Origin of the sequence: Sphaerisporangium rhizosphaerae, from assembly GCF_042665155.1 — a bacterium.
GTDB lineage: Bacteria > Actinomycetota > Actinomycetes > Streptosporangiales > Streptosporangiaceae > Sphaerisporangium > Sphaerisporangium rhizosphaerae.
The window spans coordinates 1-17191 of record NZ_JBHTCG010000023.1; the positions used below are offsets into that span (position 1 = coordinate 1).

Below are 17191 nucleotides of genomic sequence, written 5' to 3' on the forward strand. Positions count from 1 at the left end.
GACCAGTCGTGATCATCGTCTCGACCGCGACCCGGCTCGTCGGATCGCCCTTGAGCATGGCGTCGAGGATGGCGTCGCTGATCTGGTCGGCGATCTTGTCCGGGTGACCCTCGGTGACCGACTCGGAGGTGAACAGGCGGCGGGACATCTTCACTCCTCGGGAATCTTGGCGCGAGATCCGAATTCTCGCGTCCTGTGCTCAAGCTCGGTTAGAAACGACTGCGGACGGCCATGCCGACAAAGATCACGGGCTGGAGAGTGGCCGCCGTCGTGGCGATGGTGAGCCGATGGCGATATTCGCCTGAGAAAAGCAAGGGCCATCGTGCGAATGGCGCTCGCGCGATGGCCCTTGCCCGCGTGGGGACTTACCGCGAAGGAAACCAGCGACCAGGGACATCACCTCTTCATGCGGTTAAAAATCCTTGCAAGCTCGATTGATTCGATGCTAGACCGGAGCCCGACCCCGCTGAAACCCCAGTGCGACCCCTACCGTCCGGGCCGCCGATAGCCGCGTTATCGAGGACACCCCGGCGATGCTTTTCCAAGGGGCTCGCAGCCCGCGCGCGCGGGGATACCCCACGCGTTTCCCGCCGTTCACCCTATTACCGCCACCGGCCCCGTCGCACGCCGCGCGGGCCGTCGGCGGCGGCGGGCGCCGCGCCGTCCCGCCCCGTGCGCCGTGCTCCCCGCCGACCCCTGGCCAGGATATTCTCCGGTCGATAACCGGATGCACAGGCGGCCTTTCGGCGTCCGGAATATGCCCTAGTTGTCGTGCGCACCGAGTTGTACCATGCGAAGACAAGTGGTCAAGGTCGGCGAGGGGGCGATCGGCGCCGCGAGGCTCCGCCGCATGTCCGGGCATTCGATCCACTCAAGCCCGAAAAGCCGCGTCACCTGAGCGGTGTGTCCGATACTGGGAGAGCGCGAAGACTTCGGGTGGTCCCGCGGGTTCTCTTGCAAGGAGTCACAGGTGGAGTTCCGAATCCTGGGGCCGCTGGAGGTGGTCGAGGGCACCGAGCGGCTGGACGTGGGGGGGACGCGGCAGCGCATCACTCTGGCCAACCTCCTGCTCGACCCCAACCGCGTCGTCACGGTCGACCGGCTCGCCGAGGCCATCTACGGCATCGCCCTGCCGCCCACCGCGCGCTCGCAGGTCCAGATCTGCATCTCCTCGTTGCGCCGGCTCTTCGCCGCGTACGGAGGCGCGGACCTCATCACCACCCAGTCGCGCGGTTACATGATCCGCGTCGACGAAGGCCGCCTGGACGCCCAGCGCTTCGAGGCGCTGACCCTGCGGGCCCGGCGCGCCAGGGACGCCGGCGACGCCGACCAGGCGGTGCTGGCCTACCGCGAGGCGCTGGCGCTGTGGCGCAGCGAGGAGGCCCTCGACGGCATCGAGAGCAGGCCGGTGCAGTCGGCGGCGAGCCGGCTGACCGAAGAGCGGATGACGACCAACGAGGACTGCCTGCAGCTCGAGCTCGACCTCGGCCGGCACGAGCAGCTGATCGGCGAGCTCACCCAGCTCGTCGACCGCTACCCGCTCCGCGAGCGCCTGCGCGGCCAGCTCATGCTGGCCCTGTACCGCGCCGACCGCCGGGCCGAGGCCCTGCAGGTCTACCGGCTGGCCCGCCAGACCATGATCGAGGAGCTGGGCATCGAGCCCAACGAGCAGCTCCAGCGCCTGGAACACGCCATCCTCACCGCCGATTCGAGCCTGGACCCGCCGGGCAAGGCCGCCGTCATCTCCGCCGAGGCGCCGCGGGCGCCGTCGGTGACCGCGGTGCCCTTCCTGCTGCCGAGCGCGATCGCCGACTTCACCGGGCGCAGGAAGCAGATCGACGCGATCGAACGCGAACTGGCGATCGCCGAGGAGGACCCCACCCGGTTCGCCGTGCCGATCATCATCGTCGCCGGCAAGGGCGGCATCGGCAAGACCACCGTCGCGGTGCACGCCGCGCACACCGTGGCCGGCCGCTACCCCGACGGCCGGCTGTTCGCCGACCTGCACGGCGGCGGTTCCCGGCAGGTCAGCCCGATGCACGTGCTCGAACGGTTCCTGCGCGCGCTCGGCGTCCCCGGCAGCGCGATGCCCGAGAGCCTGGAGGAGCGCGCCGAGATGTACCGCGCGCTCCTGGCCGACCGCAGGACCCTGGTGGTGCTGGACGACGCGTCCGGCGAGAGCCAGGTCCTGCCGCTCCTGCCCGGCACCCGCACCTCCGCGGTGATCATCAGCAGCCGCAGCCGCCTCGCCGGGCTGGCCGGGGCGCTCCACGTCGACATCGGCGTCTTCGACACCGACCAGTCCATCGAGATGCTCGAGCGCATCGCCGGCGCCGAGCGGGTCCGGTCGGAGATCGAGTCGGCCAGGGCGCTGGCGGAGCTGTGCGGGCACCTGCCGCTGGCGCTGCGCATCGCCGGCGCCCGCCTGGCCGCCCGTCCCCACTGGCGCATCGAGCAGCTCGTGGGCCGCCTGGCGGACGAGACACGCCGGCTCGACGAGCTCAACCACGGCGACATGGGCATCCGCGCGAGCCTCTCGCTGACCTACGAGTCGGTCGGCGAGCAGGCCAGGCGGCTGTTCCGCCGGCTGGCGATCCTCGACAGCGGGGTCTTCTCCGTCTGGACCGGCGCGGCGCTGATGGACGTGCCTTTCTTCGACGCCGAGGAACTGTTCGACGAGCTGGCCGACGCCCAGCTCATCGAGGCGACCGGCGGGCACGGCCCCTACAGCGCCTACCGCTTCCACGACCTGGTGCGCGTGTACGCCCGCGAGTGCCTGGCGGCGGAGGAGACCTCCGCCGAGCGCAAGGCCGCGCTGGGACGGGCGCTCGGCGGCCTGCTGTTCCTGGCCGAGGCCGCCCACCGCCGCGCCTACGGCGGCGACTACGTCCAGATCCACAGCGACGCCGAACGGTGGGCCCTGCCGGACAAGCTGACCGGCGCGCTGGTCGCCGATCCGTTCGCCTGGTACGAAGCCGAGCGCACGCTGCTGGTCTCCGGCATCCGCCAGGCCGCGCACGCGGGCTTCATCGACCTGACGTGGGACCTGGCGGTCAGCGCGGTCACCCTGTTCGAGTCGCGGATGTACCTCGACGACTGGCGCGAGACCCACGCCATCGCCCTCGCGGCCACCCTGCAGGCCGGCGACGTCCGAGGCCAGGCCGCGATGCTGTACTCCCAGGGCACTCTGAAGCTCACCGAGAGGCGCCTGGCGGAGGCGTCGCTGGACTACGAGAAGGCGCTGCGCCTGTTCGCCGAGGTCGGCGACGACACGGGCACCGCTCTGGTACTGCAGGTCATGAGCCTGCTGGACCGCGTGGGCGGCCGGTTCGAGCAGGCGATGGCGCGCGCCCGGCAGGCGCTGGAGATCTTCACCGGCACCGGCGACCAGGTGGCCGCCGCGTACGTGCTGCACAACATGGCCCAGGTGCGGATGGAGAGCGGCGATTCCGCGGGGGGCGAGAGCGCCGGCGAGCTGCTGGATCAGGCGCTGGACCTCAGCCGCCAGGGCGGCAGCAGGAGGGTGGAGGCCCAGGTGCTCCACCGGATGGGTCATGCCCATCTGGCATCGCACGAGCCCGACAAGGCCGTCGAGGTCTTCGAGACGGCGCTGACCATGGTGCGCGAGCTCGGCGACACCTCCGGGGAGACCTACATTCTCAACGGGCTCGGCGTCGCCCGGCTGCGGCAGGGCGAGGCCGCGGCGGCGGAGGACGCACTGCACGAGTCGGTGCGGCTGGCCGTGAGCACGGGCGACCTGCTGGCCGAGGGCCGTTCGCTGCTCGCGCTCGGCGAGGTGGCGATCGCCCGCCACGACGGCGAACGGGCCGTCGCGCTGTGTGAGCGGGCGCTGGACATCTTCAGGTCGATCAGCACACCGACCTTCGAGGAGCGGGCTGTGAGGTTGCTGGAGGAGGCGCGGGGCATGCTCGCGCCCGCGGAGCGCATGGGAGAGACGGGCGAACTGGTAGGCTGACCCGCCTGGACGCCGGAGCGGACCGGCCGACTCGCGCTCCCCGCGAGAGGCGTCCCGCGGTCAAGACCCGAAGACCGGTCGTGGTCCGAGGCCGGTCGTGGTCCAAGGACGGTCGCGGCCGGGCCGCCGGTCGCCGCGCGGGGCCAGGAGGCGTCGCGGGTGCCGGACGGCGTCACCGGGAAACAAGTGCCGCGACGGCAATGTGCGCCCGGTGTGCAATCTCGTCCTTTCGCGCATTGGACGCCGGAATGCGCGCCGCCGCATCTCGCAAACAGCTATTGTCGGCGGCGGCGGCCGAATAAGAGCGTGCCAGGCGGTGCCCGCCGGCCGCGAATACGCGAGAAATCCCGCCGTGCGAGCGTTGCCGAGCGGCCGCGACCTCCGGCCGGCGCCACGCCGGTCTTTTCCCCGGGCGTCCCCGCGCGCACCCTTAGTACCCCGTGCCCGGCCCTAGCCCGGCGTCCGGCCGTCCCGAGAAAGATTGGCGTTGACGCCTCGTGGAACGGCGGCGTCGATACGCTTGGAACGTGATCGCCATGCGAGTGAGGTACGAAAGGTCCCCGGGGGCCGGCGTTTCCGATTTCGCCGTTTCCTTTCGGGAACGAAACGCCGCCGTCCCGCCATCCCGGCCGCGGACCGGCGGACGCTCGCGCGACGGCGGCTCGCCTTGGCCGGTCTTCCCCATACCTTTCGGCGCGAGCCCGCTCGCCCTCAGCCCCCTGCCGCACCTCGAGGGATCATGATCAAGTCAATCCTGCCCGACTTCGTCGCGGCCGTCGACGTGTTCACCGATCCACCCGACCCGATGCTCTTCCCCGAAGAGGAGCAGGTGGTCGTGCACGCCGACGACCGTCGGCGGCAGGAGTTCAGCACGGCGCGGGTGTGCGCCCATGACGCGCTGCGCAAACTCGGCGTGCGTCCGGGCCCGGTGCTGCCCGGGCTGCGCGGGGAGCCCCAGTGGCCCACGGGCGTGGTCGGCAGCATCACCCACTGCGCCGGCTACCGCGGGGCCGTCGTCGCGGCCGCCTCCAAGGTCACGGCCATCGGCATCGACGCCGAGCCCAACGAGCCGCTCGTGCCGGGCGTGCTGGAGGCCATCTCCCTGCCCGAGGAGCGTGAGAGCCTGGCCAAGCTCACCGCCCGGCATCCCCGCGTGCAGTGGGACCGCATGCTCTTCAGCGCGAAGGAGTCGGTGTTCAAGGCGTGGTTCCCGCTGGCCAAGCGGTGGCTCGACTTCCAGGACATCCTGATCAACGTCGACCCGGCCAACGGCGAGTTCACCGCATGGCTGCGGATCGGCGGGCCGCGGGTGCGCGGCCTGCGCATCACGGTCTTCTCCGGTCGCTGGGTCTCCGACGCCGGGCTCGTGCTGACCGCCGTGGTGCTGCCGGCTCCGGGCCGTGCGGGCTCCCCCCGGCCGGGCGCCGTCCACCGCGCCCCGGTCCAGGGACGACCGCCGCACGCGATGTGACCGCCGCCTCTCCGGCCCCCCGGCATGATCGACTATCGAATACGTGTGCGAAAGAGTCCCATATACTGCGGGTATGGACACCGCGTTCCAGGCTTCGCTGCTCGACTGGGGTGACGAGGCCGGCCTCGGCCCGCTGGGGCCGGCGGTCCGGCGCACCCGTCTGGCCCACGGCGCGTGGGTCGACGTCCGCCCGGCCTGGGTCTCCGGCGCCGACGCGTTGTTCGAGCGGCTGGCCCGGGTCGTGCCCTGGAAGGCCGAGCGGCGCCACATGTACGACCGGGTCGTCGACGTACCCCGCCTGCTGAAGTTCTACGAGGAGGGCGAGCCGCTGCCCGATCCTCTGCTGGAGGATGCCAGGCGCGCACTCGACGCCCACTACGGCGAGGAGCTCGGCGAGCCGTTCCGCACGGCCGGGCTGTGCTTCTACCGGGACGGCCGCGACAGCGTCGCCTGGCACGGCGACCGCATCGGGCGTGGCGGCACCGAGGACACCATGGTCGCGATCATCTCCGTGGGCGTCCCGCGCAGCCTGCTGCTGCGCCCGCACGGTGGTGGAGGGCCGACGCTGCGCCACGACCTCGGCCACGGCGACCTCATCGTGATGGGCGGCAGCTGCCAGCGCACCTGGGAGCACGCCATCCCCAAGACCAGCCGTCCCACCGGCCCGCGCATCAGCATCCAGTTCCGCCCCCGCGGCGTCCGCTGACTCGTTCCCCCGTTCACGGCTCTCCCGTCGGCCGGGCGACGCCTTGGTCAGCCGCGGGGAATGAGCAGCGAGCCCATGCCGATGAACAGCGCTCCGGTGACGATGTCGAGCTTCCTGCGCGCGCGCCGGTAACTCCTGGCGATCACCGGGGTGGCCGACAGCAGGGCCACGCACCCGAACCAGGTGAAGGCGATGACGAGCATGGTGGCCAGTGTCCCCGCCCTGACCGCCATGGAGGCGCCGTGCGGCAGCAGGCTCGCGAAAAGCGCGCCGAAGAAGGCGAGGGCCTTGGGGTTGGCCAGATTGGTCAGCAGCCCGACCCGCCACTCGCGCCACCGGCTCTGCGTCCCACCCGCCTCCACCGGCGGCGTCACGCCGTCGGCCGCGCCCGCCGACCGGTCGCCGGACGCCTCCCCCTCCGAAGCCGCCATCTCCCCTGTGGCCGTCCCGGTCCGCCCGCCCGGGTCGCCCTGGTTCGTCAGGTCGGTCCCGACGGCACGCGCGGCCGGGCGGCGGGCCGCGCGGATGGTCAGCACCCCGAGCGCGACGAGGAACAGCGCACCCGCGACGCGCGTCGCCGTGTACAGCCACTCGAATCGTTCGACGACGACCGTCAGCCCGAAGAGTGCGGCGAGCGCCCACACGGCGATGCCGGTGACCACACCCGCGGCCACGCGCAGGCCGCTCCCCCGCGACCGGCCGGCCGAGTACCGCAAAGTGATCAGGAAATCGGGCCCGGGGCTGATGACCGCGAGGGTCCAGAATCCGAGCAAGGGAAGCAACGCGAGCCAAGACATGGGTGAACGATCCTCCAGGGTGCGGGTCAGCCGACCACCGGTGAGGCGATGACGACGATGATGTCGGCGGCCTGTTCTCCGGTGCGGTAGGAGTGCGGGCGGTCGCCGGCGAAGGCGAGAAGGTCGCCGGGGGTGAGTTCGCGGACGTCGTCGCCCGGACCGGCGGCGACCGCGCCGGAGGCGATCAGCAGGTGCTCGACGGTGCCGGGCGCGTGCGGCACCCCGGCGAGGCCGGTGCGCGGCGGCATGCGCAGGCGCCACAGTTCGAGACTGTGCCCGCTGCCGACCCGGCGCAGCAGTTCCCGGGTGGGCTCGTCCTGGCCGGCGACGGTGGCCGGGACGTGGACCGGGCCGGAGTCGGTGTCCCGGGCCAGCAGGTCGGTCAGCGGGATGTGCAGGGCGACGGCGACGGCGTCCAGGGTGTCGATCGTCGGGTTGCCGGTTCCCGCCTCCAGCCCCGACAGCGTCGCCTTGCTGAGCCCGGCACGGCGGGCCAGCTCGGCCGCCGACATGCCGCGCTGCGCGCGCCGCCGCCGGATCTGCTCCCCCACGGCCACCGCCGCCCCGCCGCCGTCCGGACGCCGCTCCCCGTTCATGTCGCCCGCCCGGAGAGACGCGCCGCAAGCGCGGCCGACCACGCGCCCACATAATGAACCATGCGTTCACTATACCGAACGCATGTGTCAGGCGCATCGTTCCGACGTGTCGCCGGCCTTCAGAAGCTGTAGCGCAGGATGCGGCCGACCTTCCTGAGGAAGTAGAAGCGGTTCATGACGGCCAGGGCGGCCCGGTACCCCGCGGGGAAACGGGCCACCTCCGGGACGTCGGAGAAGAACAGCTCCTCGGCGAGGTGGAGGCCCGGGACGGCGGCGGTGAGTTCGGCGGGGTCGTCCAGGCCCCAGCGCAGGGTGGCGCCGGTCGCGCGGATGGCGGGCTGGAAGCGGCTGAACCTCACGGCGAGGTGGCTGAGCGCGTCGAAGACGATCTCGCCGGCGGGGAACCGGCCGGTGATCCGGCGCAGGAGGCCGTGGACCTCCTCGGTGGTGAGGTACATCATCAGGCCCTCGGCCACGACCAGAACCGGGCGGTCGGCGGGCACGCGCGGCAGCCATCCCGGGTCGGTCGCGGGCAGGCCGATCATGGTGTAACCGGTCGTCGCGGTGCCCTCGCGGGGTGGGAAGAGGCGTTCGCGCAGGGCGATGATGTCGGGGTAGTCGACGTCGAACCACCGGACGGCCTCCGGCGGGTCGAGGCGGTGGACGCGGGTGTCCAGGCCGCAGGCCAGGTGGACCACCGTCGCCCGCGGATCGACGGCGAGGCGGCCGGCGGTGAGGGTGTCGAAGGTCTTGCCCCGGATGGCCACGCCCAGCGCGTCCGTGGAGCGCATCCTCAGCTTGCCGAAGTCGTAGTCGATGCGATCGACGGCCCGCTCTGCCAGCGGATCGCGCAGGACCGGGTCCGGTGTGCGGCTGTGCACGGCCCGGCCGTACAGGGTGGCGAGGAGGGTCTCCTTCTCCTTGGTGAGGTGGACCTTCTCGGTACCCATCCCTCCAGCGTAGACCCGACCGGCAGGGAATCCGCGCAGGTCAACACGGGTCCGCACGACGGAGTTGCGCTAGCCCGGGGGCTTCGGGCCGGTGGACCAGCCGGCGTGGCGGGCGGTGGCGATGGCCTCCTTCAAGGCCAGCCGGCTGACATCGGCGCGCAGCCCGGCCAGGCGCAGCACGTGGCCGTCCTCGGCGACGGCGTACTCGTGGCGATCGCCGTCGGTGCGGTACCACCCCACCTCGTCCCGGTCGCAGGAGACCCGCACGCCGGCCAGGTCGGCGTCGGGCAGGTCGCCGGCGGTCGGCGTGGGCGAGACGGGGGCGGCGGCCGGTGTGGACGAGGCGGCGGACGGTGTGGACGAGGCGGGGGCGGGGGTGGCGGCGGACGGCCTGGTGTCGGGGTCGTCGGTGGGTGGGTCGTCGGTGTGGACGGGCCAGTGGCGGCAGATCTCGTCACTGAAGGAACCGCGGTCGACGCCGAACCACACCTGCCGGCCTTCGCCGGAGATGTAGTAGGTCTGGAAGCCCTCGTCGTTGTAGACGCTCACGGACTGCCTCGCCGGCTCGTATCCCGGCAGGTCGACCAGGTACACCAGGTCGGGGGACACCCCCTGCTCCCTGAGGTCGTCGAACTGCACCCCGGCCAGCGTCACCCCGGTGCCGCAGCCCGACACCAGGACGAGCCCGGGCATGATGAGCAGGCCGGCACGTCGTATCACGCTGACACCTTCTCCTACGGCGCCCTCACCGGCCGGGTCATTGGGCGACCTGATCCCCGAACAGGCCGGACCTTTACCTTCGGGCGCCGCTCCGCTCCCCGGCTCCCCCCTCCGGCGGCGACCGCAGCAGCCACGGGGAGGCCGGGCAGGAGGTCAGCGGGGTGCACGGGCCTGGCGCGCTGACAGGCCCGTGGCACGTGGGGATCAAGGGCGCGTCCAAGATCGGGTGCCGAAAGAGCGGCATGCCCGGGAGGCGATCGCTATGGCGAAGTCGAGGGCCGCGATGAAGGCGCCGGCGTCGAGTCGCCCGGCGAAGCCCGCCGGCCCGCCGTCCGCCGGCATCGCCCGGCACAGCGCGAAGGTCAGGGCCCCGTGCAGAACGTCCCCCGCGCCGAGAGTGTCCGCGACGTCGACCCGCGGAACAGGCCGCATCCCCGCCTCACCGGGCGCCGAGACCTCCGTCCCACCCGGCGCCGAGACTCCCAAGTCGCCAGGCGCCGAGACCCGCGTCTCCCCCGGCATCGACGGGTCCTCGCGGCTTTTCGGAGGTGAGTCCACCTGGTCGTCCCCCGGGAAAGGCGGCGCCTCGGCGGTGGCGCGTCCCGCCGTAGGCGTTCGGGGGGACACGGTTGGCACCACGTCGGGACCGTCGTCCCGCCTCGGGCCTCGCCACAGCACCGGGGCCGGGCCGCGGGTGACCGCCGTCCACGGCACGCCGGCCGCGTGCAGGTGGGCGAGCGCCTCCTCGGGCGTCCGGGTGCCGGGCGGGTGGAAGTCGGCGGACGCCACGGCGACGTCGATGTAGGGCAGCAGTTCGGCCGTGCCGGGCTTCCAGCTCCCGGCGTCGAGGACGGTGAGGCGGCCCTGCTCGCGCGCGGCCCGCGCCGCGGCGAGGGCCAGGCGCGGGTGGTGGCCGTCCAGGTGCACCGCCTGACTCGCCGCCACCAGCGAAGCGAGATCGGAGGGCGGCTCGGCGCGCTGGTGGGCGGCGTTCACCGAGACCACCGCCCGGTCCCCGCTTCCCCGGGTCACCATGATGGTGGAAACGGCCGGCGGCTCGGTCGCCGCCGGGGTCGCGTCCACGCGGCGCACGCCGTACTCGGCGAGGTCGGCGTCGATGCCGGTGACCAGCGGATGCGCGCCCACCGCGCTGAGCAGCGTCGCCTCGCCGCCGAGATGGGAGAACGCGACGGCCGCGTTGGTCGCCGGTCCCCCCGCGGCGACGACCTGGGCCAGCGCCGTGATCTTCTCGTTGGGCGAGGGCATCCGTTCGACCGACTGCACCAGGTCGAGCGTGCACAACCCGGCGAACAGCGCCCGCGACATCGTCATGCCCAAACGTAACCACACGCCCCGAACCCACGCCGCGCTCTCCCCCGGCGACCGGCCGCCGTGGTCTCGGTGGAACGGCCGGACCGGCGCACCGTCGAAGCCGACCGGTCCGCCTCGCCACCGGAACCGACCGGCTCGGCCGACCGGTCCGCCTCGCCACTGAACCGACCGGCTCGGCCGAGCGGGCCGACGTACCGCCGGGAACCACTCGCCGGCTCTCCAGGCGGGCGCGCGACGGCCCGCTACCGCGCCGGAGCCAGGGCGGCGTCCGGGCGGTCGACGTACAGCCTGTCGAACCCGTCCAGGTTGGCGAAGCCGGCGAAGTTCGCGTTCACCTCCGTGCGCTCCGCGGCGCTCGGGTTGGCGTTGGTGCAGCTCACCGGGGCGCTGGAGCCGGACATCAGGTCGCTGCAGCGGCCGGTGCGGCGGTCGGGCAGGCCGAGGATGTGCCCCATCTCGTGGGTGGCGATGCGCAGCGGGTAGTACCCCTCCGCGGTCGCCTCGCGGCCCATCCAGATCGTGCCGCGGCCGAGGCCGGCCATCTGCGTGCGCGGCCAGCCGTTGTCGGCGAGCACGACGAAGTCGGCGGGGGTGCCGGCGACCAGGCGGACGTTGGTCACACTGGCGTTCCACACCTGCGCGGCCTGGTCCATGACGGTGCGGAACTCGGCGGCGCGGGTCGCGTCGTACCGCAGCACGCGGACGGCGGCGCCGGCCTGTGCGGAGGCCGCCGGGGCGGGCGACACGGTGACGAGGAAGGCCAGGCCGAGCAGCAGAGCCGAGACGGTGCGAAGGATTCGTGACACGTGATCGGGTCTCCTCAAGGTGGGGACGGCCACCGCGAGGCACGCCGAAGGGATCACCGGCACGGCGGCCCGCGACCTGCGGAGTCCTCGGGTGAGGCTCCCGCCAACGTACGCGCGCCGCCCTCCACCCGGGGATACGCCAGTTCCCCCCTACCACCGCGTTATGGATCGCCGCACAGCCACATCTCGATGCCGCCGGTCTGCGTCATGGGGTGGCACGCGGAACCGTCACGACAAAGCAGTCGCGAATGTCCCCCGAACGCACCACAGAACGGGCCTCGCACGGCGGTGCCGTCATGGAGTCGTGGATCGGGGACAGGGCGCCGTGTCAGGGGGTCAGGGGGATCCATTCGCCGTGCTCGCCGCCGCGCAGGAGGGTGGTCAGCCCAGCGTCGTCGAAGGCCCGGTCGATGTCGGCGCGGCCCTCGCTGAAGTGCGCCCATCCGTCGTAGTGCGCGGGGATGACGATCGGCGCTCCCAGCACGGCCGCGGCCGCGCCGGCAAGCTCGCTGGTGAGCGTGAGAGGCCGGCCGCGTTCCTTCCGCGGCACCCGTGCCCCGCCGATGAACAGCACGGCCGCGTCGACCGGCCCCACCCGCCGGGCGATCTCGGCGACCACGCCGAGCGAGGCGTTGTCACCGCTGACGTACACGGTCGGCAGATCTTGGCCGGCCAGCAGGAAGCCGGTGACCTCGCAGTTCACGTGGCCGTCCTCGTCACGCGCCCCGTCCTGCGGGCCGTGCACGGCGGGCAGGGCGTGGATCTCCAGGTGCCCGCCGCCGTCGGCGCGCGGGAGCTCGTAGGTGGTCCAGGGGGCGAGCCCGATGGCCGGCGGCCCGAGCCGCCGGGCGGTCGCCGGCCCGGTCAGCAGCACCGGCGCGGCCAGCGCGAACGCGCGCCCGCGGTCGTCGAGGTTGTCCGGGTGCAGGTCGTGGCTGACCAGCACCGCGTCCACGGGGCCGACCTCGTCCTCGGAGGCGGCGGGACCGGTGAGCTTGGTCAGGTACGCGTGCGGCCCCGGGTCGTCGAACGTGGGGTCGGCGACCAGTCGCAGGCCGCCGATGTCGATGACCGTCGTGGGCCCGCCGAGCACGGTGACCGCGCACTCCTGCCGCTCCGCCCCGATGCGCCCCGTCATATCGGCTCCTTCCGCTCCCCTGTGGACCCTGGCGTCACCCGCCTGGCCTCACCTCTATGCCACCATGGGCGCCCGCCGGTCGCGCCGGGAGGGCGGGAGGGCGGGAGGGCAGGGCGCGCGGACGGGTCAGGCGCGGCTCCTGGCCTCGTCGTAGTGGTCGCGGGCCTCCATGATCTTGGGCATCTGGCCCCCCAGCCACTCGTACAGGCCGAGCAGACGGCGGGCGGCCTCCTGGCCGAGCGGGGTGAGGCTGTACTCCACGCGGGGCGGGATGGTGTGCTGCGCCTCGCGGTGGATCAGGCCGTCGCGTTCGAGGGCCTGCAGGGTCTGCGCCAGCATCTTCTCACTGACCCCGTCGACCCTGCGGCGCAGCGCGTTGAAGCGGTAGGAGCCCTCGCTGAGCGCGAGCATGGCCAGGATGCCCCAGCGGCCGGTGATGTGCTCCATCGTCTCGCGCGAGGGGCATCCGCGGGCGAACACGTCGAAGATGAGCCGCCCGTGCTCCTCGGCCTGCGCGGTGCCCTGCTCGTTCATGGTCGCAGCCTACGCCGTCACCGCGCTGCGTGTCGCACCGTACTAACTTTTGACTAGCACTTTCTGAAAGTTAGTACTAACCTTCCCGCGAGATGTCGCCAACGAAGGAGCACAGATGATCGTCGTCACCGCCGCGACCGGGCAGCTCGGCCGCCGCGTCGTGGAAGGACTGCTGGAACGCGTCCCCGCCGGCCAGATCGTGGCGGCCGTGCGCAGCCCCGAGAAGGCCGCCGACCTCGCCGCCCGCGGCGTGCTGGTCCGCGAGGCCGACTACGACCGTCCCGAGACGCTGAAGGGCGCCTTCGGGGCCGGGGACGTCGTGCTGCTCATCTCCTCGGACCTGGTGGGCGGCCGTCTGCCGCAGCACGTCGCCGTCGTGGACGCCGCCGTCGAGGCCGGGGTCGCCCGCATCGCCTACACCAGCCTGCTGCACGCCGACACCGCGACCGTCTCGATCGCGCCCGAGCACAAGGCCACCGAGGAGCACATCCGCGCCTCCGGCCTTCCCTTCACCTTCCTGCGCAACGGCTGGTACAGCGAGAACCACGCCGCGGCGATCGCGCAGGGCGCCGCGACCGGCTCGATCTTCGGCAGCGCCGGCGAGGGCCGCGTCGCGAGCGCCACCCGCGACGACTACGCCGCCGCCGCGGTGGCCGTGCTGACCGGCGAGGGGCACGAGAACCACGAGAACACGGTCTACGAGCTGTCCGGGGACCTCGCATGGAGCCTGCCCGAGCTCGCCGCCGAGGTCTCCGCGGTCGCCGGCAGGCCGGTCTCCTACCAGGACCTGCCGGTCGAGGACTACGAGCGGCTGCTGGCCGAGGCGGGGCTCGCGCCCGAGCTCGCCGCCGCCTACGCCGGCTTCGACGTCGCCATCGCCAAGGGAGAGATCGGCGACGCCACGGGCGAGCTGCGCCGGCTCATCGGGCGGCCCACCACACCCCTGCGCGACACGGTCGCCGCCCTTCTCGGCGACGCCTGACGCCCTCACCGGGAGCGCGACCGTCCCGCCCGGCGGCGGCCATGCCGCGCGGAGCGGAGCGCCCCTCGGCGCCCTCAGTCGAGGGCGCCGAGGGTGATGCCCTCGATGATGTGGCGCTGGGCGGCGACCGCCACCACCAGGACCGGGACGATCGCGATGAGCGACGCCGCCATGATCAGGTTGTACTGGGTGGTGAACTGGCTCTGGAACACCGACAGCCCCTGCGACAGCACGGCCATGTCGGTGGTGTTCACCACGATCAGCGGGAACAGGAAGTTGTTCCAGTTCTGCAGGAACAGGATGATGGCCAGCGCCGCGACGACCGGCCGGGCCAGCGGGGCGTACACGCTGAGGAACACGCGCAGCTCCGAGGCGCCGTCGATGCGGGCCGCCTCCCCGAGCTCTCGGGGCGTGCCGAGGAAGAACTGCCGGAACAGGAACGCGCCCAGCGCCGAGGCGATGTTCGGCACGATGAGGCCCTGGTAGGTGTTCAGCCAGCCGAGGTCGCCCAGGAGCTGCGACATCGGCACGATGATGGCGCTGAAGGGCACCATCAGCCCGCTGAGCGCGAGCAGGAACAGCGGGCGCCTGCCCGGGAAGTCCAGCATGGCGAAGGCGTAGCCGGCCAGCAGCCCGCTGGCGAGCTGCCCCGCGGTGGCGGCCACGCCGAAGATCGCGGTGTTGAGGTACCACCGGCCGAACGGAGCCTGCGACAGCGCGCGGCCGATGTTGGACCACTGCGGGTCGCGCGGCCACAGCGGCGCGGCCGGGTTGATGATCTCGGCGTCGGTCTTCAGCGCGCTCACCGCCATCCACACCAGCGGGAAGGCCACGATGAGCACGGCCAGGCCGAGCAGCGCGTACACCACCGAACGGCGGGCGACCAGGCTAGCGGGCACGGTCGACCCGCCCGAGCAGCCAGATCTGCGTCACGGTGACCAGCAGCGAGATGAGGAACAGCGCGACCCCCATGGCGTTCGCGCGCCCGGTGTCGAACTGGACGAACCCCTCGTTGTAGACGTAGTAGAGCGCGGTCTGGGTGGCGCCGTCCGGGCCGCCCTGGGTCAGCACGTAGATCTGGGTGAAGGTCTGCAGGCCGGTGAGCGTGGTGACCACCCAGATCAGCAGGGTGTGGCGCCGCATGATCGGCCACTGGACGTGGGCGAAACGCCGCCAGGCCCCGGCGCCGTCCACGCTGGCCGCGTCCAGCACGTCCCGGGGCACCGACTTCAGGGCCGCGACGTAGAGGATGACGTTCTGCCCGAAGAACTGCCAGGCGCCGAAGGTCAGCACGGCGGCCAGCGCGAGCCCCGGGGAGGACAGGAAGTCCGCCTGCGGCAGGCGCACCGCGCTCAGCAGCCGGTTGATCAGCCCGAACTGCGGCGCGAACATGTTCGCCCAGATCAGCGCGGTCGCGACCACCGGGACGACGAGCGGGATGACGAACGGCGCCCGCAGCCGCGCCACACCGGGCGCCCGCGAGTTGAGCAGCAGGGCCAGCACCAGCCCGGCGCCCATCGTCAGCACGACGAACCCGGCGGTGTAGAGGCCGGTGACGCCGAGCGCCCGGGCGCCGCCCTCGCCGAGCATGTCCGCGTAGTTGTCCAGGCCGACGAACCGCGGCTCGACGTCGAACACCCCGCCGCTGTACAGGCTGCGCCACAGCAGCATGGCCAGCGGCACCAGCGAGAACAGCACGGTCAGCAGCACCGTGGGCGCCACGAACGCGTACCCGAGCGCCCAGGTGCGGCGCGAGCGCCGCATCAGCCGAGTTTCTTCAGGGCCGCGTCACCCTCCCGCGCCGCCTTGGCCAGCGCCTGCGCCGGGGTCTGGCGCCCCTTGAGCGCCGCGTTGATCTCGGTCCACAGGCTCTGGGAGATCGCGTTGTAGGCCGGGGTGATCGGGCGGACCTTGCCGGTCTTCTCGGCCTCGGCGAACACCGGGTAGGTCGGGTCACCGTCGATGTGCTTCTTGAGCTCCGGCTGTTCGAGCTGGGCCGGGTCCGAGGGCAGGCCGCCGCTCTTGACCGCCAGGTGGGCGCCCCGCTCGGGGGTGGCGAGGAACTTGAGGAACGCGAGGCCGGCCTTCTCCGCCGCCGGGTCGGTCTTCAGCAGCGCCGCCACGCCGATGCCGAGGCTCGTGGCCGTGCCGGACGCGCCGGCGGGCATCGGCGCCACGCCGAAGTCGATGCCGGCCTTCTCGAACGTGGGCACCGCCCACTGGCCGTTGACGATCATGGCGACGGTTCCGCTGGCGAACGCGGGGGCGCCGTCGAAGCTGCCGGCCTGCGCGTAGCTGGTGCTGGGCGCCGCGCGTTTCTTCAGCAGGTCCACCCAGGTGGTCAGGGCCTTGACGCCGGCGGGGCTGTTGAAGGCGGTGGCGGTGCCGTCGGCGTTGAGGAAGGACCCGCCTTCGGCGTAGAGCATCGGCGCCCAGGCGAAGGAGATCCATTCGGCCTCGCCGAGCGGCACGTAGAAGCCGTACTTGTTCTTGGCGGGGTCGGAGAGCTTCTCGGCGTCGGCGGCCAGCTCGGTCCAGGTGGCGGGCGGCTTGGCGATGCCGGCGTCGGCGAAGGCCTTCTTGTTGTAGAACAGCACGATGTCGCCCACTCCGGCCAGCGCCATGCCGAGCTGGTGGCCCTTGTGGAACAGGGACTCCTTGATGCCGGGGTACAGCGCGTCGGTCTCGGCGGTGAGCTTGCCGTCCAGCGGGATCAGCTTGCCGCTCTGGTTGAGGATCGGCAGGTCGGAGGGGTTCTGCGTGAGCAGCACCGTGGGCTGGGTGCCGTTCTTCAGCGCGGCGATGACCTTGGGCAGGTACTGGTCGGAGCTGGCGATGTACTCGCCTTTGGCGTGCATGCCGGGGTGGGCCTTGTCGAAGGCCGCGTCGACCTCGGCGATCTGGGCCGGCTGCCAGCCGCTGGTCCAGTAGGTGAACGTGCCGCCCGCCGCGCCGGAGCCGCCGGCGCCGCCGGACCCCTGTTGCGCGCCGGTGCCCCCGCACGCGGCGGCGGCGAGCATGAGACCCGACGCGATGGCGCCGGCGGCGACCCTCTTGCTGATCATCGTCTTCCGTCCTGTCGCTCTCGGGGCTCCATGGGACGTGCGGCGTACGGCCGGTGGATCACGGTGACCTACTTTATAAGTAGGTAAAGACGTGTTGTAGAGACTCTCACGATCACCC

General features: G+C 72.4%; 16 protein-coding genes. 4 read left to right on the forward strand and 12 right to left on the reverse strand.

Annotated features, from left to right (window positions below; all coding sequences use genetic code 11):
- Window positions 1-148 (reverse strand): S-adenosylmethionine synthetase N-terminal domain-containing protein (locus ACFQSB_RS27475; protein WP_380826384.1); only part of this gene is annotated, 148 nt, incomplete at its 3' end.
- Between the two features lie 822 nt (window positions 149-970).
- Between ACFQSB_RS27475 and ACFQSB_RS27480 the strand changes: the two genes are divergently transcribed.
- The 3 genes from ACFQSB_RS27480 (at window position 971) to ACFQSB_RS27490 (ending at window position 6153) form a co-directional block, all read left to right on the forward strand.
- Window positions 971-3976, forward strand: coding sequence for an AfsR/SARP family transcriptional regulator (locus tag ACFQSB_RS27480; RefSeq protein ID WP_380829803.1), 3006 nt, complete (start codon window positions 971-973; stop codon window positions 3974-3976).
- Between the two features lie 739 nt (window positions 3977-4715).
- Complete coding sequence (locus tag ACFQSB_RS27485) at window positions 4716-5447, forward strand: 4'-phosphopantetheinyl transferase family protein (RefSeq protein WP_354835472.1); 732 nt, start codon at window positions 4716-4718, stop codon at window positions 5445-5447.
- A gap of 73 nt (window positions 5448-5520) precedes the next feature.
- On the forward strand, window positions 5521-6153 hold the full coding sequence (locus ACFQSB_RS27490) for an alpha-ketoglutarate-dependent dioxygenase AlkB (protein ID WP_354835474.1): 633 nt from the start codon (window positions 5521-5523) through the stop codon (window positions 6151-6153).
- Window positions 6154-6200: 47 nt separating this feature from the next.
- Here the strand turns inward: ACFQSB_RS27490 and ACFQSB_RS27495 are convergent, their stop codons facing one another.
- The 8 genes from ACFQSB_RS27495 to ACFQSB_RS27530 all read right to left on the reverse strand — a co-directional run bounded on the left by ACFQSB_RS27495 (window position 6201) and on the right by ACFQSB_RS27530 (window position 13026).
- Window positions 6201-6950, reverse strand: coding sequence for a LysE family translocator (locus ACFQSB_RS27495; RefSeq protein ID WP_380829804.1), 750 nt, complete (start codon window positions 6948-6950; stop codon window positions 6201-6203).
- Between the two features lie 26 nt (window positions 6951-6976).
- The gene (locus ACFQSB_RS27500) at window positions 6977-7546 is read right to left on the reverse strand and encodes a helix-turn-helix domain-containing protein (protein WP_380829805.1); all 570 of its coding nucleotides are present in this window, start codon (window positions 7544-7546) and stop codon (window positions 6977-6979) included.
- A gap of 119 nt (window positions 7547-7665) precedes the next feature.
- Window positions 7666-8496 (reverse strand): class I SAM-dependent methyltransferase, encoded by an 831-nt coding sequence (locus tag ACFQSB_RS27505; RefSeq protein WP_380829806.1) that lies wholly within the window; start codon window positions 8494-8496, stop codon window positions 7666-7668.
- Between the two features lie 69 nt (window positions 8497-8565).
- Window positions 8566-9216, reverse strand: a complete 651-nt coding sequence (locus tag ACFQSB_RS27510; RefSeq protein ID WP_380829807.1) for a hypothetical protein — start codon at window positions 9214-9216, stop codon at window positions 8566-8568.
- A gap of 204 nt (window positions 9217-9420) precedes the next feature.
- Window positions 9421-10548, reverse strand: a complete 1128-nt coding sequence (locus tag ACFQSB_RS27515) for a PfkB family carbohydrate kinase (protein WP_380829808.1) — start codon at window positions 10546-10548, stop codon at window positions 9421-9423.
- 242 nt (window positions 10549-10790) lie between these two features.
- Window positions 10791-11354, reverse strand: coding sequence for a snapalysin family zinc-dependent metalloprotease (locus ACFQSB_RS27520; protein WP_380829809.1), 564 nt, complete (start codon window positions 11352-11354; stop codon window positions 10791-10793).
- Window positions 11355-11682: 328 nt separating this feature from the next.
- Complete coding sequence (locus ACFQSB_RS27525; RefSeq protein ID WP_380829810.1) at window positions 11683-12492, reverse strand: MBL fold metallo-hydrolase; 810 nt, start codon at window positions 12490-12492, stop codon at window positions 11683-11685.
- A gap of 126 nt (window positions 12493-12618) precedes the next feature.
- Entirely contained in the window at window positions 12619-13026 is a 408-nt protein-coding gene (locus tag ACFQSB_RS27530; protein WP_380829811.1) for a winged helix-turn-helix transcriptional regulator, read from the reverse strand.
- A gap of 115 nt (window positions 13027-13141) precedes the next feature.
- Between ACFQSB_RS27530 and ACFQSB_RS27535 the strand changes: the two genes are divergently transcribed.
- Window positions 13142-14008: an SDR family oxidoreductase gene (locus ACFQSB_RS27535; protein ID WP_380829812.1), complete on the forward strand. Its 867-nt coding sequence runs from the start codon at window positions 13142-13144 to the stop codon at window positions 14006-14008.
- A 74-nt stretch (window positions 14009-14082) separates the two neighbouring features.
- Here the strand turns inward: ACFQSB_RS27535 and ACFQSB_RS27540 are convergent, their stop codons facing one another.
- From ACFQSB_RS27540 to ACFQSB_RS27550, 3 genes are read right to left on the reverse strand one after another with little or no spacing between them, the layout of a single operon-like run.
- Window positions 14083-14907: a carbohydrate ABC transporter permease gene (locus ACFQSB_RS27540; protein ID WP_380829813.1), complete on the reverse strand. Its 825-nt coding sequence runs from the start codon at window positions 14905-14907 to the stop codon at window positions 14083-14085.
- The gene (locus ACFQSB_RS27545) at window positions 14897-15772 is read right to left on the reverse strand and encodes a carbohydrate ABC transporter permease (RefSeq protein WP_380829814.1); all 876 of its coding nucleotides are present in this window, start codon (window positions 15770-15772) and stop codon (window positions 14897-14899) included. The genes ACFQSB_RS27540 and ACFQSB_RS27545 overlap by 11 nt, the downstream gene beginning before the upstream one ends.
- A complete protein-coding gene (locus ACFQSB_RS27550) occupies window positions 15772-17073 on the reverse strand; it encodes an extracellular solute-binding protein (RefSeq protein ID WP_380829815.1) in 1302 nt (433 codons plus the stop codon). Before ACFQSB_RS27550 ends, ACFQSB_RS27545 begins: the two co-directional genes overlap by 1 nt.
- Window positions 17074-17191 lie beyond the last annotated feature (118 nt).